General features: G+C 56.5%; 23 protein-coding genes. 4 read left to right on the top strand and 19 right to left on the bottom strand.

All coding sequences use genetic code 11. The features are described from left to right. Positions 1-95: 95 nt before the first annotated feature. From ACR0L1_RS11840 to glyA, 5 genes are all read right to left on the bottom strand, one after another. Complete coding sequence (locus tag ACR0L1_RS11840; RefSeq protein ID WP_170789435.1) at positions 96-518, bottom strand: universal stress protein; 423 nt, start codon at positions 516-518, stop codon at positions 96-98. 78 nt (positions 519-596) lie between these two features. Beyond that, positions 597-1,970 carry an alanine/glycine:cation symporter family protein gene (locus ACR0L1_RS11835; protein WP_480858979.1) on the bottom strand — a complete coding sequence of 458 codons (1,374 nt, stop codon included), beginning with the start codon at positions 1,968-1,970 and terminating at the stop codon, positions 597-599. A gap of 24 nt (positions 1,971-1,994) precedes the next feature. Next, complete coding sequence (lipA, locus tag ACR0L1_RS11830; protein WP_480858977.1) at positions 1,995-2,939, bottom strand: lipoyl synthase; 945 nt, start codon at positions 2,937-2,939, stop codon at positions 1,995-1,997. A gap of 14 nt (positions 2,940-2,953) precedes the next feature. Next, positions 2,954-4,336: a dihydrolipoyl dehydrogenase gene (lpdA, locus tag ACR0L1_RS11825; RefSeq protein WP_480858975.1), complete on the bottom strand. Its 1,383-nt coding sequence runs from the start codon at positions 4,334-4,336 to the stop codon at positions 2,954-2,956. A 10-nt stretch (positions 4,337-4,346) separates the two neighbouring features. After that, positions 4,347-5,600, bottom strand: a complete 1,254-nt coding sequence (gene glyA / locus ACR0L1_RS11820; RefSeq protein ID WP_480858973.1) for a serine hydroxymethyltransferase — start codon at positions 5,598-5,600, stop codon at positions 4,347-4,349. Between the two features lie 145 nt (positions 5,601-5,745). On the opposite strand from glyA, the gene ACR0L1_RS11815 reads away from it, so the two are divergent. Then, a complete protein-coding gene (locus tag ACR0L1_RS11815) occupies positions 5,746-6,372 on the top strand; it encodes a helix-turn-helix domain-containing protein (RefSeq protein WP_170771603.1) in 627 nt (208 codons plus the stop codon). Positions 6,373-6,394: 22 nt separating this feature from the next. Here the strand turns inward: ACR0L1_RS11815 and ACR0L1_RS11810 are convergent, their stop codons facing one another. From ACR0L1_RS11810 to ACR0L1_RS11795, 4 genes are all read right to left on the bottom strand, one after another. After that, a complete protein-coding gene (locus ACR0L1_RS11810) occupies positions 6,395-7,417 on the bottom strand; it encodes an adenylate/guanylate cyclase domain-containing protein (RefSeq protein ID WP_170771605.1) in 1,023 nt (340 codons plus the stop codon). 3 nt (positions 7,418-7,420) lie between these two features. Next, a complete protein-coding gene (locus tag ACR0L1_RS11805) occupies positions 7,421-7,780 on the bottom strand; it encodes a group I truncated hemoglobin (protein ID WP_480504061.1) in 360 nt (119 codons plus the stop codon). Between the two features lie 117 nt (positions 7,781-7,897). Continuing rightward, positions 7,898-8,728, bottom strand: coding sequence for a class I SAM-dependent methyltransferase (locus ACR0L1_RS11800; protein WP_480504059.1), 831 nt, complete (start codon positions 8,726-8,728; stop codon positions 7,898-7,900). A gap of 39 nt (positions 8,729-8,767) precedes the next feature. Beyond that, positions 8,768-9,607 (bottom strand): alpha/beta fold hydrolase, encoded by an 840-nt coding sequence (locus ACR0L1_RS11795; RefSeq protein ID WP_480858970.1) that lies wholly within the window; start codon positions 9,605-9,607, stop codon positions 8,768-8,770. A 247-nt stretch (positions 9,608-9,854) separates the two neighbouring features. Between ACR0L1_RS11795 and ACR0L1_RS11790 the strand changes: the two genes are divergently transcribed. After that, positions 9,855-12,098 carry an ATP-binding protein gene (locus ACR0L1_RS11790; protein ID WP_480858968.1) on the top strand — a complete coding sequence of 748 codons (2,244 nt, stop codon included), beginning with the start codon at positions 9,855-9,857 and terminating at the stop codon, positions 12,096-12,098. Then, complete coding sequence (locus ACR0L1_RS11785; protein WP_480858966.1) at positions 12,091-12,804, top strand: response regulator; 714 nt, start codon at positions 12,091-12,093, stop codon at positions 12,802-12,804. Before ACR0L1_RS11790 ends, ACR0L1_RS11785 begins: the two co-directional genes overlap by 8 nt. A gap of 106 nt (positions 12,805-12,910) precedes the next feature. Here the strand turns inward: ACR0L1_RS11785 and ACR0L1_RS11780 are convergent, their stop codons facing one another. From ACR0L1_RS11780 to ACR0L1_RS11750, 7 genes are all read right to left on the bottom strand, one after another. Beyond that, entirely contained in the window at positions 12,911-14,032 is a 1,122-nt protein-coding gene (locus ACR0L1_RS11780) for a Gfo/Idh/MocA family protein (protein ID WP_480858964.1), read from the bottom strand. Continuing rightward, positions 14,029-15,090: a sugar phosphate isomerase/epimerase family protein gene (locus tag ACR0L1_RS11775; protein WP_480504049.1), complete on the bottom strand. Its 1,062-nt coding sequence runs from the start codon at positions 15,088-15,090 to the stop codon at positions 14,029-14,031. Before ACR0L1_RS11775 ends, ACR0L1_RS11780 begins: the two co-directional genes overlap by 4 nt. Before the next feature lie 62 nt (positions 15,091-15,152). Continuing rightward, positions 15,153-16,277, bottom strand: a complete 1,125-nt coding sequence (locus tag ACR0L1_RS11770; RefSeq protein ID WP_170783160.1) for a substrate-binding domain-containing protein — start codon at positions 16,275-16,277, stop codon at positions 15,153-15,155. A gap of 32 nt (positions 16,278-16,309) precedes the next feature. Next, positions 16,310-17,263 carry an ABC transporter permease gene (locus tag ACR0L1_RS11765; protein ID WP_170783161.1) on the bottom strand — a complete coding sequence of 318 codons (954 nt, stop codon included), beginning with the start codon at positions 17,261-17,263 and terminating at the stop codon, positions 16,310-16,312. Beyond that, positions 17,260-18,198 (bottom strand): ABC transporter permease, encoded by a 939-nt coding sequence (locus ACR0L1_RS11760; RefSeq protein ID WP_480504046.1) that lies wholly within the window; start codon positions 18,196-18,198, stop codon positions 17,260-17,262. The genes ACR0L1_RS11765 and ACR0L1_RS11760 overlap by 4 nt, the downstream gene beginning before the upstream one ends. A gap of 23 nt (positions 18,199-18,221) precedes the next feature. Further along, complete coding sequence (locus ACR0L1_RS11755; protein WP_480858961.1) at positions 18,222-19,742, bottom strand: sugar ABC transporter ATP-binding protein; 1,521 nt, start codon at positions 19,740-19,742, stop codon at positions 18,222-18,224. Further along, the gene (locus ACR0L1_RS11750) at positions 19,739-20,587 is read right to left on the bottom strand and encodes a sugar phosphate isomerase/epimerase family protein (protein WP_480858959.1); all 849 of its coding nucleotides are present in this window, start codon (positions 20,585-20,587) and stop codon (positions 19,739-19,741) included. Before ACR0L1_RS11750 ends, ACR0L1_RS11755 begins: the two co-directional genes overlap by 4 nt. Before the next feature lie 109 nt (positions 20,588-20,696). Between ACR0L1_RS11750 and ACR0L1_RS11745 the strand changes: the two genes are divergently transcribed. After that, positions 20,697-21,710 (top strand): LacI family DNA-binding transcriptional regulator, encoded by a 1,014-nt coding sequence (locus ACR0L1_RS11745; RefSeq protein WP_170783165.1) that lies wholly within the window; start codon positions 20,697-20,699, stop codon positions 21,708-21,710. 117 nt (positions 21,711-21,827) lie between these two features. Here the strand turns inward: ACR0L1_RS11745 and ACR0L1_RS11740 are convergent, their stop codons facing one another. From ACR0L1_RS11740 to ugpA, 3 genes are read right to left on the bottom strand one after another with little or no spacing between them, the layout of a single operon-like run. Then, positions 21,828-22,883: a sn-glycerol-3-phosphate import ATP-binding protein UgpC gene (locus ACR0L1_RS11740; protein ID WP_480504041.1), complete on the bottom strand. Its 1,056-nt coding sequence runs from the start codon at positions 22,881-22,883 to the stop codon at positions 21,828-21,830. 3 nt (positions 22,884-22,886) lie between these two features. After that, entirely contained in the window at positions 22,887-23,723 is an 837-nt protein-coding gene (ugpE, locus tag ACR0L1_RS11735; protein WP_480858990.1) for a sn-glycerol-3-phosphate ABC transporter permease UgpE, read from the bottom strand. Positions 23,724-23,743: 20 nt separating this feature from the next. Beyond that, complete coding sequence (gene ugpA / locus ACR0L1_RS11730; protein ID WP_170771635.1) at positions 23,744-24,625, bottom strand: sn-glycerol-3-phosphate ABC transporter permease UgpA; 882 nt, start codon at positions 24,623-24,625, stop codon at positions 23,744-23,746. Positions 24,626-24,678: the final 53 nt, after the last annotated feature.

Raw genomic sequence — 24,678 nt, 5'->3', positions numbered from 1 at the left:
CCACCCAGCAAAATCAACCATCTTCCCGCCCAACTCAACATGCAAGTCATACAAAGGCGTGCGCCGCGGTAATGTCATATCTATAACCTTTTCAATTAGCGGGATTGGTCGCGAACGACCGTGACGGTGCAGTGCGCGTTCCGCACCACCCGGGCCAGGTTCGGGCCAATTTCATAGTTCGGGAAATCGCCCTTGGTGGAGGCCATGACGATCAGATCAAACCCCTCTTTATAGGCGAGTTTCAGAATTTCACGGTAGACGCTGCCTTCTTCGATGTGGATCGCCACATCGGAGGCATCGCCGTGATCCAGAATGGCCTGGACCGCGTTGCGAACGTGATCCTTGGCACCGGCACCATAATTCGCAGGCAGGTTCGGCAATTGAATTATCTCAGGGATGACGGAAACCGCGTGCAGTTCGGCGCCGTAGAATTTCGCTTGTTCCAACGCGACCGGCAGAGCCAGTTTCCAGGAACGGTCATCCGTATGATCAATCGGCAGCAGGATTTTCTTGGCCATCACGTCTCTCCTCGAGATATGGAATTCTGTTTCAAAGGCGGGGGGCCGGGTTGGCCCCCCGTTTTGGTCGGGCCGAACCTATTCGGCGTTTTTTGCGTTCGGCTCTTCAGACTGGCCGCTCGAGGCAAAGAACTCTTTCGTCAGTTTGAAGACGATTGGGCTCAACAGGGTCAGAGCAATCAGGTTCGGGACAGCCATCATGGCGTTCAGCGTGTCCGCCAGCAGCCAGATGAAGCCCAGATCCGCAGTTGCGCCGAAGTAGATCATGACGATCCACAAAACGCGGTAGGACATAAGGGATTTCACACCCAGCAGGAACTCGACACATTTTTCGCCGTAGAAGGACCAGCCAAGGATTGTAGTGAAGGCAAAGATCGACAGGGCAATGGCGATCAAATACCCACCGATACCCGGCAGCGACAGTTCGAACGCATGGCTGGTCAGCGCCGCACCGGATTCACCGGATGTCCAGGCACCCGACGCGATGATTGCCAGACCGGTGATCGAGCAGACGATAATGGTATCGATGAACGTACCCAGCATCGCGATCAGGCCCTGGTTTACCGGACCTTTAGTCTCGGCAGCGGCGTGCGCAATCGGGGCGGAACCCAAACCCGCTTCGTTCGAAAACACACCACGTGCCACACCAAAGCGGATGGCGGCCCAGACGGCTGCACCCGCGAACCCACCTTCGGCGGCGGACGGGGTGAATGCGTAGGTGAAGACGAGGGACAGCGCATGTCCGATGTTGCCGATGTTGATCAGCAGAACCAGCAGGCCCGCGATGATATAGGCAACAGCCATGAACGGAACCAGCTTGCCCGCGACAGCACCGATGCGCGTGATTCCGCCCAGGATAACAGCTGCGGTCAAGACCATTAGAACAACGCCGGTGACCGAAGTATTCAGGCCGAAATTGGCCTCCAACACCTGAGCAACACCATTTGCCTGTACGCCGTTGCCGATACCGAAAGCTGCGACCGCGCCGAACAGGGCAAAAGCTACACCCAGCCAGGCCCACTTCGCACCGAGGCCGTTCTTGATGTAGTACATCGGGCCGCCAACATAGTTGCCCAGCTCGTCTTTCTCACGATATTTCACCGCGCAGACGGCTTCAGCATATTTGGTGGCCATGCCCACCAGGGCGGTCATCCACATCCAGAACAAAGCACCCGGACCGCCCAGGAAGACAGCAGTGGCCACACCAGCGATGTTGCCCGTACCGATAGTTGCCGACAGCGAGGTCATCAGCGCGTTGAACGGGCTGATCTGCCCCTCGCCCTGCCCTTCGCGGCCTTTGAACAGCAGGCTGAAGCCTGTGCCAATGCGCAGGATCGGCATGAATTTCAGCCCGACCTGCAGGAAGAAGCCGACGCCGAGGATAAGAACCAGCATCAGCGGTCCCCAAACGACGCCATTGATGGCCCCTACGATTGAATTTAACGCTTCCATGGTATTCCTCCCTAGTGCGTCTGGTTATGCCCCGGCAGCAATCGCCCGCTGGCGAGCTTGCTTGAGGGCGGCAAAATCTTCGTCCGCGTGGAACGACGAACGGGTCAGCGGTGTGGCCGACACGTGCAGAAAGCCCTTGGAGCGCGCGATCTGCTCCAGCTGGGTGAACTCTTCCGGTATCCAGAACCGGTCGATCGGATGGTGTTTCGGGGTCGGTTGCAGATATTGCCCAACCGTCAGGAAATCGACCCGTGCCGCGCGCAGGTCGTCCATCACCTGCCGCACGTCATCCAGGCTTTCCCCCAGCCCGACCATCAGACCGGATTTGGTGAAAATCTCGGGATTGGCGCGTTTGGCGTCGTCCAGCAGGCGCAGCGAAGTATAGTAGCGTGCGCCGGGACGAACCGTCGGGTAGAGATGCGGGACCGTTTCAAGATTGTGGTTGAACACATCCGGCGCAGCTTCGAAGACGGCCTCCGCCGCGCCGCCCTTGCCCAGAAAGTCGGGGGTCAGGACCTCTACCGTGGTGCCGGGGTTTTGATGACGCACGGCGCGGATGGTCTGTGCGATGTGTTCGGCCCCGCCATCAGTCAGATCGTCACGGTCCACGGATGTGATCACCACATGGCGCAAGCCCAGCTTTTTGACCGCCGACGCGACGCGGCCCGGCTCGAACACATCGAGCGCATCCGGGCGTCCGGTTGCGACGTTGCAGAAGGAACAACCGCGGGTGCAGACCTCGCCCATGATCATCATGGTGGCGTGACGTTTGGACCAGCATTCGCCGATATTCGGGCAGGCGGCTTCTTCGCAGACAGTTGCCAGATCGTGATCGCGCATCAGGCGGCGAGTCTCATAGTACTCGGCGCTTTCGATCTTTTTTCGGCGTATCCACTTGGGCTTGCGCGGGATCACGCTGTCGGCCTTTTTGGCCTTTTCCGGGTGGCGAGGGCGAAGCTGGATGGTCATCTGGCTGAACTTCCTTAGGCGTGGATCGCGCGACCCATGGCGTCGAGGCAGGCTTCTTTCACCGCCTCTCCCATGGCTGGATGTGCGTGGCAGGTCGCGGCAACATCGGCGACGGTGGCGCCTTTGGTCATCGCCAGAACGAGTTCTGCGATCAGATCGCCGCCATGGGCTCCGCAAATATGCGCGCCCAGAATTTTGCCGCTCGGGTCAGCCAGAACCTTTACCGCGCCGTCGGTTTCCCCGGTCGAACGCGCGCGCGAGTTGGCTATGAAGGCGAACTTGCCGACCGTGTAGTCGGTACCGGCCTCTTTCAGCGCCTCCTCAGTTGCGCCGACCGAGGCGACCTCGGGGTCGGTATACACAACACCCGGTACGGTGTTGTAGTCCACGTGAACATCCTGCCCGGCCAGCATCTCGACACAGGCGACGCCGTCCTCTTCGGCTTTGTGGGCCAGCATCGGGCCGAGGATGCAATCGCCGATGGCATAGATACCGGGCACCGAGGTGCGGAACTTCCCGTCAACCGGAACAAAGCCGCGCGGGTCAAGAGCTATCCCCAGATCTTCCAGCCCCAACCCGCGCGTAACGGGACGGCGGCCAACGGCGATCAGGACCTTGTCGGCCTCAATCACCTCTTCCTTGTCTTTGCCGACCCGATCCAGCGTAAGCGTCAATCCGGTTTCTGATTTGTCGATGGCCTTCAGCGCGCGCCCCAACTGGAATTTCAGCCCCCGTTTGGACAAGGCCCGTTGCGCCAGTTTCGCAATCTCGCCATCAATGCCGGGCAGCACGCGGTCGAGATATTCAACCACCGTAACCTTAGCGCCAAGACGCACCCAGACTTGCCCAAGTTCCAGCCCGATCACGCCCGCGCCGACAACAACCAGATGATCCGGCACCGTGTCCAGCGCCAAGGCTCCGGTCGAACTCAATACGTGCTGCTCATCAATCTCGATCCCGTTCAGCGGCGACGGCTCGGACCCGGTGGCGATCAGGATGTTCTTGGCTTCATAGGTATTAACGCCAACCTGCACCTGCCCGTCGGCGGGAATGCGCGCCCAGCCTTCGATCAGCTCAACGCCGTTTTTCTTGAACAGAAACCCAATGCCCTTGGTCAGATCACCCACGATCTTGTCCTTGCGCCCCATCATGGCGGGTACGTCGATGCTGGCCCCCTCGACCGCAATGCCATGGGAGGAGAGATGTGCAAGTTCGGCATATTTGGCCGAGGAGGTCAGCAACGCTTTGGAGGGGATACACCCCACATTCAAACAGGTACCACCCAGCGCCCCGCGCCCCTCGATGCAGGCCACTTTCATCCCCAATTGGGCGGCGCGAATGGCCGCGACATAGCCGCCCGGGCCGCCGCCAATGACGATCAGGTCATAAATGTTCATGGGTCGTCTCTCAGTAGATGGGGTGTTGTGCGCACAGGGCGCGGACCTGATCGCGGGTCCGTGTTTCAACGGTCGCATCGCCTTCGGGCGTCCGGACCAGCGCATCCAGAACATCGCTAATCAAGTGGCCGATCTGGCGGAATTCATCCGGCCCGAACCCACGGCTGCATCCGGCGGCAGTGCCCAAACGGATACCGCTGGTCACAGTTGGTTTTTCCGGGTCGCCGGGAACGCTGTTCTTATTGCAGGTAAAACCTGCACGCTCCAACGCGGCTTCGGCGTCTTTACCCTTCACCCCGATAGGGCGCAGATCGACCAGCATCAGGTGATTGTCCGTACCACCAGAAACGATGTCGCAACCGCGCGCCATCATCACTTGGGCAAGGGCCGAGGCGCTGTCGACAACCCGTTGCATATAGGTTGAGAATTCAGGTTTTAGTGCTTCGCCAAACGCGACGGCCTTGCCTGCGATCACGTGCATCAAAGGGCCTCCCTGAAGGCCCGGAAACACTGCCGAGTCCAGCTTTTTGGCCAGCGCCGCATCATTGGTCAGGATGATGCCACCGCGCGGACCACGCAGCGTCTTATGCGTAGTTGACGTCACCACATGGGCATGACCGACCGGCGAAGGGTGCAAGCCCGTTGCCACAAGCCCTGCAATGTGTGCCATATCGGCCAGCAACCAGGCCCCGACCTCGTCCGCGATCTGGCGGAATTGGGCGAAATCAATTGTCCGGGAATAGGCGGACGCACCTGCGATGATCAGTTTGGGTTTCTCGGCCCGCGCCAAAGACGCCACCTGATCATAGTCAATCAACCCCGCATCGGTCAGTCCGTACTGTACTGGCCGGAACCACTTGCCCGATTGCGCGGGTTTTGCACCATGAGTCAGATGGCCGCCAGCGTCCAACGACATTCCAAGGATCGTGTCACCGGGGCTGAGCAAAGCCAATTTGACAGCCCCGTTTGCCTGAGCACCCGAATGCGGCTGCACATTGGCAAATTCGCAACCAAAAAGCTGTTTCAGCCGCTCGATTGCCTCGGCTTCAACCTCATCCACAAATTCGCACCCGCCATAGTAGCGGCGACCCGGATAGCCTTCGGCGTATTTGTTGGTCAGCACGGAACCTTGGGCCTCAATCACAGCCTGAGAGACGATGTTCTCTGACGCGATCAATTCAATTTGCTCAGCCTGCCGCTGGCTTTCGCGTGCGATCGACGCAGCGATAACCGGGTCTGCTGTATTGAGCGAAGTTTTGAACATTGTCTCCTCCCGTATTATCGAATCCCATGTAAGAGATTTTGTTTCCTATAGTGGAATTTTATCTCTTAAAGCAACATTATTCTCAAAATTGTGAAGTTGTGCAGCTTGGGAAAACCGGCTAATATTTGAAAAACAAGGAGAATACATGTCTGAAGATACCCCCGGCGATGTTTCCAATGCGGAAGAACATGACGATGGGGCGGCACTGGGCCGGTCCATTCGGGACGCGCGGCGTGCAAAAGGCTGGACTCTGGAAGAGGCCGGGCGGGCGGCGGGAATCGGGCGCTCGACACTCTCGAAGATCGAAAACAACCAGACCCGCCCCAGCTTTGACATCGTTCGACGGCTGACTCAGGCGCTGGATATGAGCACGCCTCAGTTATTCCTGCAATCGGGTCAAACAGGCATTTCGGGTCGGCGCGACTTCACCCCCAAAGGTCAGGGCGAAACGCGGGACACCCCCACATATCTGCACGAGCTATTGTGCCCTGAACTAACCAGCAAACGGATGCTGCCCTATATCGCCACGATCAAGGCCCGCGATGTCTCAGAGTTCGAGAACTGGATCAGACATAGCGGAGAAGAGTTCATGTACGTCATCAGTGGCGAATTGATCTTTGTGTCCGAACACTACCGCCCGCTTCCAATGAAAGCCGGAGACTCGCTTTACTACGACAGTGGAATGGGGCACGGCTGCATCTCGACCAGCAAGGAAGATGCAAAGGTGCTTTGGGTGTCTTTGGAAGGCTCTGCCGCGCAAAATCTCAGATGACGGCGACACAGCCAAAACGCATTCAATCCCTGTCCGTCAGGCGCCAGATTTCCTGCTGTTCAAAGCCACGAACGGATTTCAGGCCAACACTTTCAATGTCGAACTGATCTTTCAACACCTCGGCGACTTCGTCCTGAACGGTGATTTGCATCGGTTCCGAAAACTCTTGCAAGCGTGAGGCCAGGTTCACCGCCGGTCCGAAAATATCGTAGACATATTTCTGGATACCCACGACCGAGCCCACAACCGAACCCGAGGCCAGCCCGATTCGACAGCGCCACTGGTGCGGATGGCTCAGGTTGCGGCGGGTCAGATAACGGACAAAACGAATGGCCGTATTGGCGATTGCCTTTGCGTGATCCGGCGTCGGATCCGGCAAACCTGCAACCGTGATATAGGCGTCACCAATGGTCTTGATACGCTCGCAACCGAATTGCTCACCGATCCGGTCAAAGGCGCTGTAGATGTCGTTCAACTCGGTAACCGTCACGCTGGGGTCCTGCGAAGCTACCATCTCGGTGAAACCCACGAAATCCAGCATCAGGACGGACACTGGATCGTAAAGCTGCGGCGTCACGACCCCAAAGGTCTTGTATTCCTCGTAGACAGACCGCGGCATCAGGTTCAGCAACAGCTTTTCAACCTGTTCCTTTTCCCGTTTCAGCTCACGCGTATTGCGCTCAACCATCATCGAGTAGGAATCAATCATAGACTCCAGCTCTTTGATGCGGGTGATGTTCTGACAGACAAGAACCAGCACATCATCATGCGCGACTGTAAAGTCCAGCGCGATCACCAATGTCCGGCGTTTCTTCTTGAAACTGATTTCCGAGGTATAGCGACCGGATTCAAACAAGCTCTTGCGAACCGTCTCAATCTCCAGATCGGGGAATAGCTGCTGCAAATGCGACGATTGAGTTTCGGTATTGAACCAATCCTCGAACGTGTCGTTGCGGAACCCGAACCGAAGTGTTTCGCGGTCCAAAAGCGCAACACCCACACCGATGGCACGCAGCAACTGTTCATTGATGGCTTCGATAGTCATGGTTTACCTAACAATCAGAGGACGACGTTTCCCGAATTCTGCCAGGACAACAGCGATATCGTCCTCTGCCACGTTGTGTTTTTGAAGCGCGCCTTGCAACACGGTTTCCAGCTCATCGAAATGAGCATTCGTGATCTCAAGATGCGAATGCAACTGACGCAGTTGTTTGTCTGTATAAGAAGCCGGGCCACCCAGCAAAGATGCGATGAATTTTGTTTGATGGTCTACCATTTTCGTCATGTCCACATGATCAAAGAATGGGCCAACCTCATCGTTGTCCAAAAGTTTGTCGTAAAAAGAAATCACGATTTTGCTGATTTTGGAAAACCCGCCGTATTTCTCGTAAAGTGTGCGCTCAACCATTTTAACAAATCCCTATCTGAAAATTACTCTTCACCCGCATACCCTGATTTGCTCATGCGCATTTCTCCAACGTTCCTGAACATATGTGTTGAAACGTTGGAGAAATGGCGTTCGAAATCAGCGGCGTTCCGCGATGATCTCGGCGTATTCCGAGGCAATGCACAACGTGTCATTTGTCGATACATCGAATTCCCGGATCAACGTCATCATGTCTGCGCGCAAGGCGGCTTGCCCAAACGTATCCAGTGCCTCGAACGCTTTCTGCATCGGGCCATAGAACGTGCGGAAGTATTCCAGAAAATGCTCGGCCGATCTGTAGCGGAACATGAAGGTTTTGCGCCGGAAAGACGTGATTTCGCACTTGCCTCCAAACGTCTCTTGAACCCAGGTTTCACTGCCCCATTGCGCCGGAGAGTTCACACCCGCAGGCGGTGGCACATGCTTCCCAATGGTTTTGAACAACTGTCCGATGAAACTGTCCGGTGTCCAGTTTGCCATACCGATCTTGCCACCCGGACGAACCATGCGCTGAAGCTCGGCCGCGGATTGCTGCTGATTGGGCGTGAACATCACACCAAAGGTTGAAACCACCGCATCAAAAGTCTGATCCCCGAAAGGCAGGTTCTCGGCGTCGGCAACTTTGTAGGTCACAAACAGACCTTCGGCTTTGGCGCGCTGGCTACTGGCCTGCAGCAGAGTTTCAACATAGTCGGTCGACGTGACATCGCAAAACCGCCGGGCGAACGCCAGGGTGGCATTGCCATTTCCGGCCGCGACATCCAGAATTTTGGCACCTGGCGTCATCGCCATCGCCTCGGCAAGCTCTTCTCCGGTGATCTGCAGGGTCACGCCCACTTTGCTGTAGTCGCCAGACCCCCAGGCAACGTTCTGTTTGGCTTTAATAGCCGTAAAGTCCGGGGTGGCCGTGGTAGATGTTTGAACATTCATGATCACAATCCTTCTTGCTGAATGCTGAATTTATGTGGCTCAGGCGGCTTTCCCGCTTGGCCAGCTGATGTTCACGGCGGGCCGCTCGGTGCTGGCCACGTGTTCAATGATCCGCGAGTTGACCCATTCCGGCTGGAAGATCGGAGCCATGTGCCCCAGCTCGGGCAACAGCGCCATCCGCGCATTGGGCAGCGCCTGCGCGATTTCCACTGCCGCGTGCTGCGCAATCTGCGGTGATTCCAGCCCGGTCATGACCAGAGTCGGCATTTCAAGCCTGGACAGTTCGGACAGATCCCAGTCTTCGGCGAAACCACTTTCGAAATCGCGCAGGACCGAGGGCACCATCGCGGCGAAGCGGTCTTTGGCCTGTGCGGGCAGCGCCTCCCAAAACCCTTCTTCATTCCAGAAGTTCAGGAAGTGCTGCATCGCACTGGCGGGATCACCCGTGGATACCGCAGTCGAGACCGTCGCCGATACGTGCTGAATGTCGCGAAACAGGACTTGGCTCAGGTCATTCCCTTGAGCAAGGAAATGAAATATTGCCGGCTCGTAGAGCGTCAGGCTTTTCACCAGGTCAGGGCGCAGCAGAGCGATCTTGATCGCGATGCCGCCACCGTTGGAATGACCGACCAGATGCACGGGGCGTCCCAGTGCTTCGATCTCGCGCAGAACAGGTGCTGCCGAAATTGCCGCGCCAGTCTGGGACATGTCAGGTTCAAGGGGATCGAGCCCGTAGCCGGGCAAATCAAAGGCATGGAGAGAAAACCGCCCTGCCAGATCCTTTGCCAACTGACCCCATTGGCCACCATTTGATGCCGAGGAATGCAACGCGACAATCGGTGCGTTGGTTGTTTCGGTAGTGATAAAAGAAATACTCATCATTTTGACCCAACTACAATTTTGATGGACCAAAACTGGGCGTTTTATGTTTCAATGTGATTTCTGAAATCAGCGGTTCGTGTTTCAGTTGTTGCTCTGTGAAGCCGTTCACACAACGCGCTATCCGGTTCCAAACACGCCATGTTTTCGAAGGTCCGTGGCAGGAAAATGCACGCCTTGAAACAATTGAAACACAGCTGGCCGATTTTGAAATGGCACTGAAACACTGATATTCTAGACATTCGGAATGAACATGGACTCGGCAACTGATCTAGAAGAAATCGAAAAGGCGCGGGATCTTCTGCGCGACGCGATCGAGTCCTTGAAAGAGGGGTTTGCCCTTTATGACGACGATCGTCGTCTGGTCATGTTCAACCAACGCTATGCCGAGATGAACAAAGGGGTTGCCGACCTGCTGGAACCGGGCCTCGACTGGGAAATCCTGATGCGCGAAACGGCGCGGCGGGGCATCTACGCGGACGCAGTCGGCAATGAACAGCAATGGGTCTCGGACCGGCTGGCCAATGGTATCGACTTCATTCAGGACTTTGAGCTTCTTGAAACGGATGGGCGGACGTTTCTGGTCTCTGTTCATCCAACGAAGTTCGGCGGTTTCGTCGTCACGCGCGAGGATATCACTGAACGAAAACAGGCTGAGGTTGAAGAGCGCGATGGGGATCTACTGATCCGCAAGGTGCTGGATGCCAGCTCTGCCGTCGTCACCATGGCGCGCATTGGCGATGGACAGATCCTCTATCGCTCGCCGGCGGCGTTGCAGTTGTTCGGCCCTTCGAAGTCAGCGCGCGAGCACTATTTGAACCCGGAAGAACGCGCAGATTTCATCACTCTGCTTTTGGCCGATGGCCGGGTTGAGGACTACAAACTAGATCTGGTGAACGCAGCGGGCGCGACGTTTCCAGCGTCAATCTCTTCGCAGCTGATCGACTACAAAGGCGAAGAAGTCATCGTCACCAGCATCATCGACCTGACTGTGCAAAAAGAAGCCGATGCGTTGATCCGACAGGTTATGGAGGCCTACCCTGCCGCGATCAACATGACTCATGCAGAAACTGGCAAGGTCTTGTTTGCAACGCCCGAGATCAAAGCGCTGTTTGGCGATGCCGAGAGCTCCAAGTCGTACTATGCCGACCCGACCGAGCGCGAGCGATACTTGAACGACCTGCGAAGAGAAGGGGCGCTGAAAGATCGGCGGATGGAGTTCGTTGACGCGCGTGGGCGTAAATTCTGGGCCGCGGATTCGTCTCGCCTTATCGAATTCAATGGCGAGGAGGTCATCGTTTCGAACACGCGTGATCTGACAGACGAACTGGCCATTGAAGCCGAACTAACAAAACAGCGCGAGATGCTTTTCCAGAATGAAAAGATGTCGGCCCTGGGAGAGCTGCTTGCCGGTGTCGCCCATGAGCTTAACAATCCGCTGTCGGTGGTTGTGGGTCATTCGCTGATGTTGAAGGAAGAGATATCAGATCCGGACCTGACAGTCAGAATTGAAAAGATCGGCAACGCCGCGGAACGCTGCGCCAAGATCGTCAAAACATTTCTTGCGATGGCACGGCAGCAACCCAGCAAGATCGAACCCGTCGATGTGCTCACTTTGATCGAAACTGCTGCCGATGTGGCGGGCTATGGCAGCACCTCGGGTGAGATCAATATTTCTCGCGTTGTTCCGCAGGATATGCCACCCATTGCAGGGGACGCAGATCAAATCACGCAGGTTATCATCAACCTGATTATCAACGCGGAACAGGCGATGACATCTTCGGGTGTCGGCGATCGGATCACGTTGTCTGCCGAAACCCGAGCAAACACAAACATGATCGAAATCACGGTCGAGGATAACGGCCCCGGCATCCCCAAAACCATAGCACCGCGGATATTCGAGCCCTTCTTCACCACCAAGGAGGTCGGCGATGGCACAGGCATCGGCCTGGCCTTTTGTCACCGCATAATTCTGTCCCATGGTGGTCAGATCAGGCTGGAGCAGAGAGGTGGTACCGGCACTTGTTTCCGAATTACCCTGCCAATCGCCTCCGACGAAAGCACCCGTTCGGATGACACAAAAGACTCCATTCCAGCCGCATCCAGGCATAGGGCCTTAGTAGTGGATGACGAGGTCGAGGTCGGGGAATTGAATGCCGAGATCCTGCGACGAGAAGGGTTCGAGGTAGACTTCGTGTCCTCGGGTGAAGAGGCGCTGAACCGGCTGCAGATATCGTCATACGATATCTTTCTAAGCGATCTGAACATGCCGGGTGTCGATGGGCGAAAGATTTTTGAAGCGTTGAAAACGCGCTTCCCCGAGATGCTGAAGAAAACCGCTTATATCACCGGTGACACGATGGGCGAAAGTTCTTTGGGTTTACTGAAGGAATCCGGCCTACCCTATCTTGAAAAACCCGTATCACCCTCGGAACTCCGGACACTTGTCGGGCAGTTGCTTGCAGACCAGAAGGACTTGTCAGATGAATAGTCAGCAATGCCACATTCTGGTGTGCGACGATGAAATCGACGTGCGTGAGATGTTGCAGGAATATCTGGGCAAACGCGGGTATCAGGTCTCAACTGCCTCTGGCGGCGAAGAACTGCGCGCGATTGTTGCAGATGTGCCGGTCGACCTGATGATCATGGATATCAACATGCCCAATGAGGACGGCTTGTCCATCCTCAGATCTCTGCGACCAGATAACATGACGCCAGTCATCATGCTGACGGCAGCCGGCGACGTTGTAGACCGGATTGTCGGGCTTGAGATGGGCGCAGATGATTACCTGGGCAAACCGGTCGACCTTCGGGAACTTGAAGCCCGGATCAAGGCCATTTTACGTCGCGAAGCCCTGACTGACAAACCCGCGGCGGGTTCGGCTGACGCCGAACAGGCCGCATTCGGACATTATGTACTGGATAAAGAGGCCGCCAAACTTCTGGCCGAAGATGGGTCAGAAGTTCAGTTGACGGCCATGGAATACAGGTTGCTCAAGGTTTTTGCGGAAAACAAAGGGCGTGTTCTGAACCGTGACCAACTACTTGAACATGCGCATGATCGGTCCTGGGACCCGTTTGATCGCAGTATCGACATCCGTATTTCCAGGTTGCGCCGAAAACTGGAGACAAACCCCGAAAAGCCCCAGATCATCCGGACCGTACGCGGGATCGGGTATGTCTATGATCCCAAATAGACTGCGCAGATTTTTACAAAACCTACGGCGAAACCACAGACAACCTTGGAGTCCAAGCGTCCGGCGGGTCACTGCCGTCATTAGGTTCGGCGCAAGCTCTGTTACCTTACTGGATTGAGACCGGCTGCCACACGCCATCACTATCGGACGATTTGAGTGCAGCCGAGATGAATGCCATCCCCAGCAAACCATCACTCAGCTCAGGCAATAGATCTTGGCGATCTTGATCTTTTCGGATCAGCGCCGCTGCGTCCTTGTAAATCGTCGCAAACCCTTCCAGGTAGCCTTCAGGGTGACCGGGCGGAATGCGGGTGGCCGCGCGCGCGGTTTCTGATGTCGCCGCCGACCCTCGGGTCAGAACCTGAGTTGGTTCACCAAAGCGGCTAAAGTACAGATGGTTGGGGTGTTCCTGTGACCATTCCAACCCGCCCTTGTCGCCATAGACCCGAAGTCGCAGCCCGTTTTCATTTCCCACAGCCACCTGACTGGCCCACAGCATGCCTCGCACACCATTGCCATAGCGCAGAAGGATATGGGCGTTGTCGTCCACTTGCCTGCCCGGCACCATGCTTGAAAGGTCCGCCGCCAGATGTGAGGGCACTTCACCCGTCACGAAATGCGCCAGATTGAAAGCGTGTGTGCCGATATCGCCGATCGCCCCAGCACCCGACCGTGCAGGGTCCGTGCGCCAGTCGGCCTGTTTGTTGTCGGCATCCGCCGGTTCGGTCAGCCAGTCCTGCGCGTATTCGACTTGCACCAGCCGCAACTTACCCAACTCACCCACCTGCACCATCTCACGTGCCTGCCGGATCATCGGATAGCCGGTGTAATTGTGCGTCAGGATGAAATGGGCGGATGACGCCTCGGCTGCGGCCTTGATGCGCGCGGCATCCTCAGCCGTGGCGGAAAGAGGTTTGTCGCAAATGACGTGGATCCCCGCTCCAAGAAACGCAATCGCCGGATCGGCATGCATATGGTTGGGCGTCACAATCGCTACGGCGTCGATACCGTCGTCGCGCGCTGCCTCAGCCTGTGCCATCTGACGAAAATCTGCATAACTCCGATCAAGCCCCAGCTCTTGCGCCGAGGCCGCCGCGCGCTGCGGGTCGGAAGACAGCGCACCGGCCACCAACTGCCACTGCCCATCCAGCCGGGCGGCAATTCGGTGTACGGCTCCGATAAAGGCGCCTTTTCCGCCGCCGACCATGCCCAGTTTCAATGGTGTCATTGGCCCAACCCCAGCATGGATCGGATCATGGCCTGATCCACTTCGCCGCCTGCGAAATCGTCAAAGGCCTTGTCCGTGGTTTCAATGATATGACGCGCGATGAAGGGCGCGCCCTCGGCAGCGCCCTGCTCGGGCGATTTTAGACAGCATTCCCATTCCAGAACAGCCCAGCTGTCATATCCATATTGCGTCAGCTTCGAGAAAATCGCCCCAAAATCTACCTGCCCGTCGCCAAGGCTGCGGAACCGCCCCGCCCGGTTGGTCCAGCTTTGATAACCGGAATAGACACCTTGGCGACCGGTCGGGTTGAACTCGGCATCCTTGACGTGGAAAGCACAGATGCGCTCGTGATAGAGGTCGATGAACTCTAGATAGTCCATCTGCTGCAACAGGAAATGCGAGGGATCGTAGTTGATCTGGCAGGCCTCGTGCCCGTTCACCGCATCCAGAAACATCTCGAAGGTGGCTCCGTCGAAGACGTCCTCGCCAGGGTGAATTTCAAATCCGATGGCAACGCCCTGTTCTGCATAGGCGTCAAAGATCGGACGCCAGCGACGGGCAAGCTCGGAAAAGGCTTCTTCAATTAGACCTTGGGGGCGCTGCGGCCAAGGGTAAAGATAGGGAAAGGCCAGTGATCCGGTAAAACTTACCGTTGTGTCCAGCCCCAAGCGCCGGGCCGCATTGGCAGCTTTCTTCACCTGGTCCACAGCCCAATCCTGCCGCGCTTTTGGGTCGCCATGCATGTTTTGGGGCGCGAAGGCGTCGAAAGCTGGATCATAAGCCGGGTGAACGGCAACCAGCTGGCCTTGCAAATGGGTCGACAGTTCACTTATCTCAACCCCTGCGTCGCGGCAGGTGCCAAGTATTTCGTCGCAATAGGTCTGACTGTCCGCCGCCTTGTCCAAGTCGAACAGCCGCCCATCAAAGGTCGGGATCTGCACTGCCTTGTACCCCAGACCGGCCGCCCATTCCGCAATCGACCCCAGCGAATTAAACGGCGCGGCATCATCCGCAAACTGCGCAAGAAACAGTCCTGGCCCTTTGATTGCACCCGACATCACAGACTCCCTTTCAAATTCCGAATACCGGGGCCTCAAGCAGCCCCGGTGAATTCACTCAGTTATTTGCCACCCCAGCGTTCAGGGTAGCCGGGCATGTCTTCACACCCGCAGGCTGCGTAGTGCAGCGGAGGCATGGAGGGGTTCACAAAATCGCCGAGATTGTCGCTGGTGATCGCCGGTTGTGGCAGGTTCCATTCCGGCCCAGGAATGGCCTCGCCATCCAAAACTTTCAGAGCTGCCAGGATAGGCGTGCGCCACTGATAAGTCGGGTAGGTCGGAGCAATGGTGTTCAGGCCAATCTCCTGCCATTTCTGTAGGAAATCCTGCTGATCCTCGCCGGTTACGATCGGAACCTCCAAGCCCATATCTTCGAAGGCTTCGATAGCGGCGACTGAAGTGGCACCAGCGTCCATCCAAACTGCGCCCAATTGGGTTCCGCGCTGGATATAATCCTCGACAATCGCCTTGGTCTTGGCACGGTCGCCATCGGTGAACTCGGCCCCTACGATATTTAACCCAGCCTCTTCCATGATGCGCTTGGCCGCGGAATAGCGGGTTTCCAGCACATCCACGCCGGGCAGGATGCGCAACATCAGTACGTCCGAGCCTTCGGGTGCGTTGGCGGCGATGAACTCGCCCGATTGAATGCCGAAACCATACCCGCCGACCGGTTTGATAAACGTCACGGGACAATCCGTGTTTACGCCGCGGTCAAACACGATGACCGGCAATTGCGCGCAGGCTTTTTCCACAGCGGGGGTCAGGGCTGCTGTCGTGTTGGGGGACACGATCAAGGCGTCACAAGTTCCGCCAGCCAGCAAATCTTCGATATCGGCGATCTGTTTGTCATCCGAGCCTTCCGCATCGGTCACAACGAAGTCCGCAATGTTGTCGTGCCGCTCGACCTCGGCCTGCATTGTATTCCAACCAACTACGCGCCAAGGATTGTTGACGCCCGCGTTCGAAAAACAAATCGTATGAGGGCCGTCTTTCTTGTACGCCGACGTATCAGCCATCACGTCGCCATAGTACTGCAACCAGGGTGTTTCAGCATCGCCGTTGGCGGCAGCCCCCAGCATGTCCTTTTGTTTGGCGAACTCCACCGGGTCATCGAAATTCTGTGCTTGCGCGGGAAGCGCTACCACCAAAGCCGCCAAGGCTGTCGCTGTAAACTTGTTGATCATTTTGTTTTCCTCCTCTGAAAAGTTTCGGGCGCCTATCCCCCTGATCGGCGTCGTCGGTATCCGGCGATCACCACCGCCGAGATCAAAATCAGACCCTGAACCACGTCCCGGATCGGCTTTGGGAAGCCCAGAATGTTGAGCAGCGTAAACATCGCCTGCAATACCAGCGCACCCGCGATCGTTGCCCCGACAGTGCCGCGCCCGCCGAGCAATTGCGCACCGCCGATCACAGCAGCGGTAATGGCCTGCAGCTCCAGCCCGACACCCACATCTGTGGACACCCCCGCAAAGCCGCCAAGAAGGATCCCGGCGATAACAGCCGAGACCGAAGATACGACAAAAGCGATGATCCTGGTCTCGGTAAGCGGGACGCCCGCCAGCAATGCAGCCTTTGGGTTGTCGCCCATCGCAATCAGACGCTTGCCGTAATTGGTGCGATGCATCAGCCACCACATACCGGCACAGACAATGACCATAACGATAACCGCCACCGGAAGAATCTTGATCAGCGGCACATCCTTGATCAAATACCGGCCGAAGAACCTAAAGTTCTCTGGCAGATAACCGCGAGGAGCCCCACCTGACCATGTCAGAGCGACACCGCTGAGCGTGATCATCATCCCCAGAGTAGCGATAATCGATGGCACTTTGAGCCACGACACCACGAGCGCGTTCGCCGTTCCGACAATCACACCTACACCCAGCATGACCAGGACAACCCACCACGTCGCGCTAGCGTCGCCATCCAGCAGAATAGAACTGCCGATCACGGTCAAAGTCACCAACGCCCCTGCCGACAGGTCGAATCCGCCCGAATTGATGACGTACAATTGCCCAACGGCCAAAATTGCGATCGGAGCGGCCCGTTTGAGAAAATTCATATACCCGGTAGGCTGCAGGAAATACGGCGACAGGATCGCAATCGCCACAAACAAAAGTGCCAGTACCAGAAAGACGGGATTGATCTGCTTTAGCCGTTCGATCACGCCTCGATCCTCCGGCTCCGCACTGCATAGACGGCAACAGCCGCCACAATGATGATCCCGCGCAGGATCTGTTTCGCGAAGGCGTCGACACCGGCAATGTTGAAAATCGAGTCGATCAGCGAGAAAATCATCACCCCCATCAGGGTGCCCCAAACACCTCCGCGCCCACCTGAAAGCGCCGTGCCGCCGATCACCACCACAGCGATGGACTCCAGATCATATACCCCGTCCCGCCCAATCCACGGCGCGCCCGAACGCAAACGACTGGCCAGATACAACCCCGCAATGGTGGCGCAGACCGAGCAGATTACATGCGCCATGATGACCACGCGGGTTGTCCGCATACCCGCCAATTTGGCGGCGTCCGGATTGCCTCCAACTGAATAGATATTCGACCCGGCGCGGGTAAAGCGCAGAAACAACCAAGCGGCCACGGTCAGCGCGATCAGAAAGATCAAACTGATCGATATTCCCCCGACTTGCCCATAGGCAAAGACCTGGAACTCTTCTGGCACCTCGCCGGCAAAATTGTTGAACGTGGCGCTCAGAAGGCCCTGCAGGACGAGCGCCATGCCAAGAGTAGCGATCAGTGGGTTGACTTCGAACTGGGTGATTACCAGCCCGTTGATCAACCCGACCACAACACCCACAGCCAAAACGGCGGCAATCGCTGGCAGCATCATCGAAGGATCGCCCGACATGATTGATGACGCCAGAACGGCAGATACCGAGATTAAGTTCGCGACACTCAGATCAATTGACGCGATCAATATGGCAAAGGTCTGGCCCACTGCCGTGATCCCAAGGGCAATTGAGCGCCCCAACAGACCAAGAAGGTTTTCAACCGTCAGGAATTGGGTCTGGCCTGTCAGCACGGCCACGATGACATAGACAGCGATCGCGGCCATCAGCAGCAAGAATGGCGCAAAAGCCATGAGATTTCTTGAGCCCGCAGGTTTCATGAGGTTTCAAGTCCCAAATGCGCTTCAGTTGCTGCATGCATGACCTCAGTCTCACTGGCGCCATATCCAAATTCGGCCACGATTTTACCGTCGCTCATCACCAGAACCCGGTCCGATATGCCTAGAACCTCGGGCAAGTCAGACGAGATTGCCATAACTGCCGCGCCGTCTTGTGCCAAACTGCGCATCTGAGCATAGATGACGGCCTTGGTGTTGACGTCGATCCCTCTGGTCGGTTCAACAAAGATCAGGACTTTTGGAGCCAAGGACAGCCAGCGGGCAACGATGGCCTTTTGCTGATTACCGCCGGACAAAGACTGAATCTCGACCTCGTAATTCGCAGCTCGCAGGTCAAAGGAGTCAAACAGCTTATCCATCTGATCCAGTGTCGCAATCGGCGTATTGTTCGGCGCGCCCAAGGGGTTGGAAAACGCGCGTGCCGAGATCATTCCGTTGTCCCGAACCGATTGCATCAGCATGAGCCCCTCGGCCTTGCGATCACCTGGCAACATGGCGATGCCCGCCTTGGCGGCCTTGCGCGGGCTTGTCAGCGAAACCGGTTGCCCTTCGACCGACACTGTGCCGGTCTCAAAGGGTTCTGCGCCAAACAAGGCCAACGCCAATGCAGTGCGACCTGCCCCCTGAACACCTGCGAATCCGGTGATCTGACCTGCACACAGTTCAAGATCAATGTCGAACAAGCGCGCGTTACCCCCACCGTGCACGGTCAGAACCGGGGCGCCGACCTCGTCCGATGTTGCGGGGTCGGGATAGAAATGCCCGATGTCTCGCCCGACCATAGCTTCTACGATTTGGCCGGTTTCGGGCACATCATCAAACGCGGCAGCTACTTTTCCGTCCTTGATGACGGTCACACGGTCGGCCAGACGCCGAATTTCGCGCATACGATGGGTAATATAGACGATCGAACGCCCCTGCCCCCGCAGGTCTTCGACCAGTTGAAACAGCAAGTCACATTCCGCATCGTTTAGGGCTGCGGTTGGCTCGTCCATGACGATCACTTGCGCGTTCAAAGACAATGCTTTCGCGATTTCAACCATCTGCTGCTGCGCGACGTCCAGATCACTGACCAGCGTGTCGGGTCCAAACCGATGGCGATCTCCAAACAAAGCCAGCACGTTGCGCGTTTCGCGCCGCATCCTCGCGGCGTCCAAAATACCAAACCGGTTGGTTGGTTCGCGACCCAGAAATATATTCTCGGCCACTGTTCTGTCCGGCAGCAGCGAGAACTCCTGATAGATCACACTCACACCCTGGGTGAGCGATTCCAGCGGATGCTGAAACCGAACCTTCCGACCGCGAAGGAATATTTCCCCTTCTTCCGCCTGATAAACACCCGACAGAACTTTCATCAGGGTGGACTTGCCCGCGCCGTTTTCTCCGACCAACGCGTGAACCTCACCAGCCCAAGCCGAAAAACTGACCGAATCCAGTGCTTTGATCCCTGGAAAAACCTTGGTGATCCCTTTCATCTCAAAGATTGCGTCACCGGTCATGCTTGGGCCCAATTCTTACGAATGAACTCAGCACTGTCCCGAAACAACTGCGCATGAGTATCGAACATGGGGCGCCAGATACGCGTAGCCGCAGCAAGTTCCGGCACGCCTGCGCCAAAGGCTTCCATAACGACCCATCCGTCGAACCCGGTCTTTTTCACGGATGAGAAAACCCGCCCAAAATCAATCTGCCCTGTTCCAGGGGTGCCCCGATCATTTTCAGAAATGTGCAGCACGTTGATTTGACCAGCGACTGCAGCGATTGCCCTTGCCTGGTCTTTTTCCTCGATATGTGCGTGAAAGGTATCGTACATGATCCCAAAAGCGGGATGATCGACCATTTTACAGTATTGCGCGGCCTGTTGGGCGGTGTTCAGGAAATGGGTCTCAAACCGGTTGAGCGGCTCAAGCGCCAACCGCATTCCTTGCACTGATGCCTTTTCTGCCATCCGACGATGAGCATCAGCACCGCGTTTCCATTCTTCGGTAGTCGGACCACTGCCGGTGAAGTGGCCGATCGGTGCGTGGAAAGGTCCCCCGATGGTTTGAGCACCCAGTGCGTTGGCGCAATCTACGATCCAGTCCAGATGCTCCAGCCCACGCACGCGGATTTCAGGATCAGCACTGGTGGGGTCCGCATTCGGGTCAGGCGTAATCGCGGTGCATGTTCGCTCCAACCCCAACGCGTCCAATTTGCCGCCCAGCCATTCATAGTGATCAGCTGTTCCTTCGAGCACGGGAATTTCAACACCGTCATACCCTACTTCAGCCGCTAACTGACAGAACTTCAGCTGCGACTGGTCGATAAATCCACCGACACAAAGCAGGTTCACGCCCAGCTTCATTTCCCCTCCCAAGGCAAAATCGCACACCCGTCTCGAGTCTTATGTAATCGTTTTCATTTTTAATGTAAAGGATTACATTCTGTCTTTTTCGCTGCTATTACTGGCTGACATGACAAAGAAATCGAACAACAGACCCACGGTTCGGGACGTCGCACGGGTGGCCGGAGTTTCGACGGCTACAGTAAGTCGGGCGCTGCAATCCCCTGATATCGTTTCTAAAAAAACACGGGATGCAGTGTTTGCCGCCGTTTCGGAAACAGGCTACAGCGTCAATACTGCTGCACAGATGCTGCGTCGCAACAGGTCCGGGACTATACTTGTCATCCTCCCGGATATCTCCAACCCCTTCTTCTCGAAAATCCTTTCCGGTATCGAAGAGGTTGCCACCCGCGCAAATTTGACAATTCTGATAGGCAACACAAACGGGGATAGCACGCGCTACGCGAATATCCTCGAAAACCTGCGCAATGGACGCGCGGACGGGGCCTTGATCCTGAACGGGGAAGCGCCCCCAGACGGAATGCTACCCGAAGGCACCCCTGCCGTTTCGATCTCAGAACGCCTGGACGGAACACCTTATCCGCACGTTGGCACGGATAATGAAAGGGCCGCATTCGACGCCACACGGTACTTGATTGAACAAGGTCACCGGAAAATCGCCCATGTCACCGGACCTCAGGACAATACGCTGACCAAAGACAGGCGAGATGGATATGTGAAGGCAATGACCGAAGCGGGGCTGTCAGACCACATTCGCCTCATAGACGGAGGCTTCGTATACTCAGACGGTGAACACGCAGGGCACCACCTGGCAAAAAACTGGCCCGACACGACTGCCGTGTTTTGCGCAAACGACGAATCCGCCATGGGGGTCATACGAAGCCTGCAACAGCACGGCTACTCGGTACCGGATGATATATCCGTCATGGGTTTTGACGACGTCCCTTTCGCTCGCATTTTCCAGCCTGAGTTGACCACAGTGCATCAGGCCCGGAACCTTATTGGACAACGCGCCATGGAAATATTGCTGGAACAACTTGAAAAGAAACCCTTTTCGACCGGCTCGGTCTATTTGGATCACAGGATCGTTTCGCGAAACAGCGTGGCCGGACCGCGAAATTAAAGTACAGCATCAGGACCGTGCCGAAAGTTCAATAGAGCGTCGATGCCGTAAGGGACCAGCATGTCCCAAGGCCAGGACATCATTTGAACCCACAAACCCTGTTCCGCGGGGACGGTATCAGCTTTCCAGCCGCTTACCTGTTTTGCTGTCAAACAAGTGCATATGCTTGGGCGCAACCGAAAACCGCATTTTCGGGTGGTGACCTTCGATAGGGTGGACGCCCGGAAGACTGATCGTGATTGTAGCGCCAGAGTTGGCAAGGAGGCCGTGTAGCAACGTGTTTGCGCCCAACGGCTCTGCCATTTGTACACTGGTTTCAAAGGGGCCGCTATTGTCAGCAAACAAATGTTCGGGACGGATACCCAGCATTAGGTTGGCATCCGGGCCTTGTGCAGGGCCAATCTCGATATCCCCAACCTTGATCAATCCGTTGTCGCGGTGCGCGTCAAAAATATTCATCGCGGGGCTGCCGATGAATTGCGCTGCAAACAGTGTTTTCGGCGTTTCGTAAACCTCAAGCGGAGTTCCGATCTGCTCGGCCACGCCTGCGTTCATCACGATCATCCGGTCCGCCATTGTCATGGCTTCGACCTGATCATGCGTCACGTACAGGGATGTAATCCCAAGTTTTTCCTGAAGTTCACGGATTTCAAGGCGCATCTGCACGCGCAGCTTGGCGTCCAGATTCGAGAGCGGTTCATCAAACAGAAAAACAGCTGGTTCGCGAACAATGGCCCGACCCATTGCCACCCGTTGACGCTGGCCACCGGACAACTGTCTGGGTTTTCGATCCAACAATGGCTCAAGCTGCAACAGCTTGGCCGCTTCGGTCACTTTCGCATCAATTTGCGTCTTAGGCAGTCCAGCGATCTTCAGCCCATAGCCCATGTTCTGGCGCACCGACATATGCGGATAGAGCGCATAATTCTGGAACACCATCGCGATGTCGCGGTCCATCGGCTCTTTCTCATTGGCGCGCTCATCGCCAATGCGGATTTCGCCCGAAGTAACGGTTTCCAAACCGGCCACCATGCGCAAAAGCGTAGATTTCCCACAGCCCGACGGGCCGACGATCACAATGAACTCTCCGTCGGCAATGTCGATGTCGATGCCGTGGATCACATCCGTGGGACCAAAGCTTTTCTTGACGTCTTGCAGGGTTACAGTTGCCATTTCTTACTTCTCGCTATCGACAAGGCCGCGCACAAACAGCTTTTGCATGGATACGACGACGATGACCGGCGGGATCATCGCCAGTATGGATGTGGCCATGATCGTCGGCCAATGGGCAAAATCATCGCCCGAAGGGAACATCTGCTTGATGCCCATTACAATGGTGTTCATTTCCGGGTCGGTGGTGATAAGCAGCGGCCACAGATATTGGTTCCAGCCATAGATGAACAAGATCACGAACAGCGCCGCGATATTGGTGCGGCTCATGGGCACGACAATATCAATGAAAAACCGCAACGGGCGGGCACCGTCGACACGCGCGGCCTCGGCCAATTCACCGGGAATGGTCAGAAAGAACTGACGGAACAGGAAGGTCGCGGTGGCCGAAGCGATCAGCGGGAAGATCAGCCCCGAATAGCTGTTGAGCATACCAAACCCGGCCACAACCTCGAATGTGGGAACGATCCGCACCTCGACCGGCAGCATGAGGGTGATGAAGATCATCCAGAAAAATGTCTGACGACCGGGAAAGCGGAAGTAAACAATCGCAAAGGCCGACAGCAGCGAGATGATGATCTTACCCACGGCAATGCCGATGGCCATCACCAGACTGTTGAACAGCATCGTCGCCACGGGCACGTTGACGCCTGAAAACAGCGCCGCCTTGTAGTTCACCCAGAACTGGTCCCCTGGCGTCACCGGCATAGGGGGCGACACGATATCAGCCTGCGTGACAGTCGAGGCAACAAAGGCCAGCCAGATCGGAAAGAAGATGATCAGAACGCCCAGGATCATGAAGGCATGGGTCAGCCAGATTCCCGCGCCGCGTTTCTCGACCATTCCGTGTTGTTGGGCGGCCATCAGTAGTGCACCCTCTTTTCCACGTATTTGAACTGGATGACGGTCAGAAGGCCAACTACGACCAACAGGATGACCGACTGGGCCGAGGACGATCCCAGATCTTGCCCCACGAACCCGTCGGAGAAGACCTTGTAGACCAGAATGGTCGTGGCTTGTTGCGGCCCGCCCCCGGTGATCGTGTGGATAACCCCGAAGGTTTCAAAGAACGCATAGACCACATTCACCACCAGCAGGAAAAACGCGGTTGGCGACAGCAATGGCAACACGATGGTGAAGAACCGCCGCCAAAAGCGGGCGCCGTCGATCGCGGCGGCCTCGATCACCGATCTGGGGACCGATTGCAGGGCTGCGAAGAAAAACAGGAAGTTGTAGCTGATACGCCCCCAGGCCGAAGCTACGACGACCAGTCCCATCGCCTCGGTCCCGTTCAGAACGTGGTTCCAATCATAGCCAAGCTGGCCCAGATACCATGAGATCACGCCGACGCGAGTGTTGAACATGAACAGCCACAACACCCCGGCCACAGCAGGCGCGACCGCATAGGGCCAGATCAACAGCGTCCGATAGACGCCCGATCCTTTGATCAGCCGATCCGCCAAAACCGCCAGAAACAGCGCCGGAATCATTGAGCAGAGTGTGACCAGCGTCGAAAACACCGCGGTGGTCACGAAAGACGCACGATAGAACTTGTCGCTGAGCAGGAATTCAAAATTGCCCAATCCAACGAATTGCGAAGATAACCCGAACGGGTCGGGGATAAACAAAGATTGCCAGATCGCCTGACCTGCGGGGTAAAAGAAGAAAACGGCCGAGATGATGACTTGCGGCGCGATCAGTGCTAGTGGCAAAAGCCAGCCGCGAAAGGTGACGCGTTTTTCCATCCTAGAGGCCCATCAGCAAATAAACATGTGGGCCAGGACCGGCCCACATGTGC

The sequence above is a fragment of the Ruegeria sp. J8 genome, assembly GCF_056531925.1.
This window is presented reverse-complemented; position numbering and strand designations above follow the sequence as displayed.

What these genes read in the sequence shown, in the direction of transcription:
- ACR0L1_RS11840 (WP_170789435.1), bottom strand. Translation starts at nt 518, where the DNA reads ATGGCCAAGAAAATCCTGCTGCCGATTGATCATACGGATGACCGTTCC.
- ACR0L1_RS11835 (WP_480858979.1), bottom strand. Translation starts at nt 1,970, where the DNA reads ATGGAAGCGTTAAATTCAATCGTAGGGGCCATCAATGGCGTCGTTTGG.
- lipA (WP_480858977.1), bottom strand. Translation starts at nt 2,939, where the DNA reads ATGACCATCCAGCTTCGCCCTCGCCACCCGGAAAAGGCCAAAAAGGCC.
- lpdA (WP_480858975.1), bottom strand. Translation starts at nt 4,336, where the DNA reads ATGAACATTTATGACCTGATCGTCATTGGCGGCGGCCCGGGCGGCTAT.
- glyA (WP_480858973.1), bottom strand. Translation starts at nt 5,600, where the DNA reads ATGTTCAAAACTTCGCTCAATACAGCAGACCCGGTTATCGCTGCGTCG.
- ACR0L1_RS11815 (WP_170771603.1), top strand. Translation starts at nt 5,746, where the DNA reads ATGTCTGAAGATACCCCCGGCGATGTTTCCAATGCGGAAGAACATGAC.
- ACR0L1_RS11810 (WP_170771605.1), bottom strand. Translation starts at nt 7,417, where the DNA reads ATGACTATCGAAGCCATCAATGAACAGTTGCTGCGTGCCATCGGTGTG.
- ACR0L1_RS11805 (WP_480504061.1), bottom strand. Translation starts at nt 7,780, where the DNA reads ATGGTTGAGCGCACACTTTACGAGAAATACGGCGGGTTTTCCAAAATC.
- ACR0L1_RS11800 (WP_480504059.1), bottom strand. Translation starts at nt 8,728, where the DNA reads ATGAATGTTCAAACATCTACCACGGCCACCCCGGACTTTACGGCTATT.
- ACR0L1_RS11795 (WP_480858970.1), bottom strand. Translation starts at nt 9,607, where the DNA reads ATGAGTATTTCTTTTATCACTACCGAAACAACCAACGCACCGATTGTC.
- ACR0L1_RS11790 (WP_480858968.1), top strand. Translation starts at nt 9,855, where the DNA reads ATGAACATGGACTCGGCAACTGATCTAGAAGAAATCGAAAAGGCGCGG.
- ACR0L1_RS11785 (WP_480858966.1), top strand. Translation starts at nt 12,091, where the DNA reads ATGAATAGTCAGCAATGCCACATTCTGGTGTGCGACGATGAAATCGAC.
- ACR0L1_RS11780 (WP_480858964.1), bottom strand. Translation starts at nt 14,032, where the DNA reads ATGACACCATTGAAACTGGGCATGGTCGGCGGCGGAAAAGGCGCCTTT.
- ACR0L1_RS11775 (WP_480504049.1), bottom strand. Translation starts at nt 15,090, where the DNA reads ATGTCGGGTGCAATCAAAGGGCCAGGACTGTTTCTTGCGCAGTTTGCG.
- ACR0L1_RS11770 (WP_170783160.1), bottom strand. Translation starts at nt 16,277, where the DNA reads ATGATCAACAAGTTTACAGCGACAGCCTTGGCGGCTTTGGTGGTAGCG.
- ACR0L1_RS11760 (WP_480504046.1), bottom strand. Translation starts at nt 18,198, where the DNA reads ATGGCTTTTGCGCCATTCTTGCTGCTGATGGCCGCGATCGCTGTCTAT.
- ACR0L1_RS11755 (WP_480858961.1), bottom strand. Translation starts at nt 19,742, where the DNA reads ATGACCGGTGACGCAATCTTTGAGATGAAAGGGATCACCAAGGTTTTT.
- ACR0L1_RS11750 (WP_480858959.1), bottom strand. Translation starts at nt 20,587, where the DNA reads ATGAAGCTGGGCGTGAACCTGCTTTGTGTCGGTGGATTTATCGACCAG.
- ACR0L1_RS11745 (WP_170783165.1), top strand. Translation starts at nt 20,697, where the DNA reads ATGACAAAGAAATCGAACAACAGACCCACGGTTCGGGACGTCGCACGG.
- ACR0L1_RS11740 (WP_480504041.1), bottom strand. Translation starts at nt 22,883, where the DNA reads ATGGCAACTGTAACCCTGCAAGACGTCAAGAAAAGCTTTGGTCCCACG.
- ugpE (WP_480858990.1), bottom strand. Translation starts at nt 23,723, where the DNA reads ATGGTCGAGAAACGCGGCGCGGGAATCTGGCTGACCCATGCCTTCATG.
- ugpA (WP_170771635.1), bottom strand. Translation starts at nt 24,625, where the DNA reads ATGGAAAAACGCGTCACCTTTCGCGGCTGGCTTTTGCCACTAGCACTG.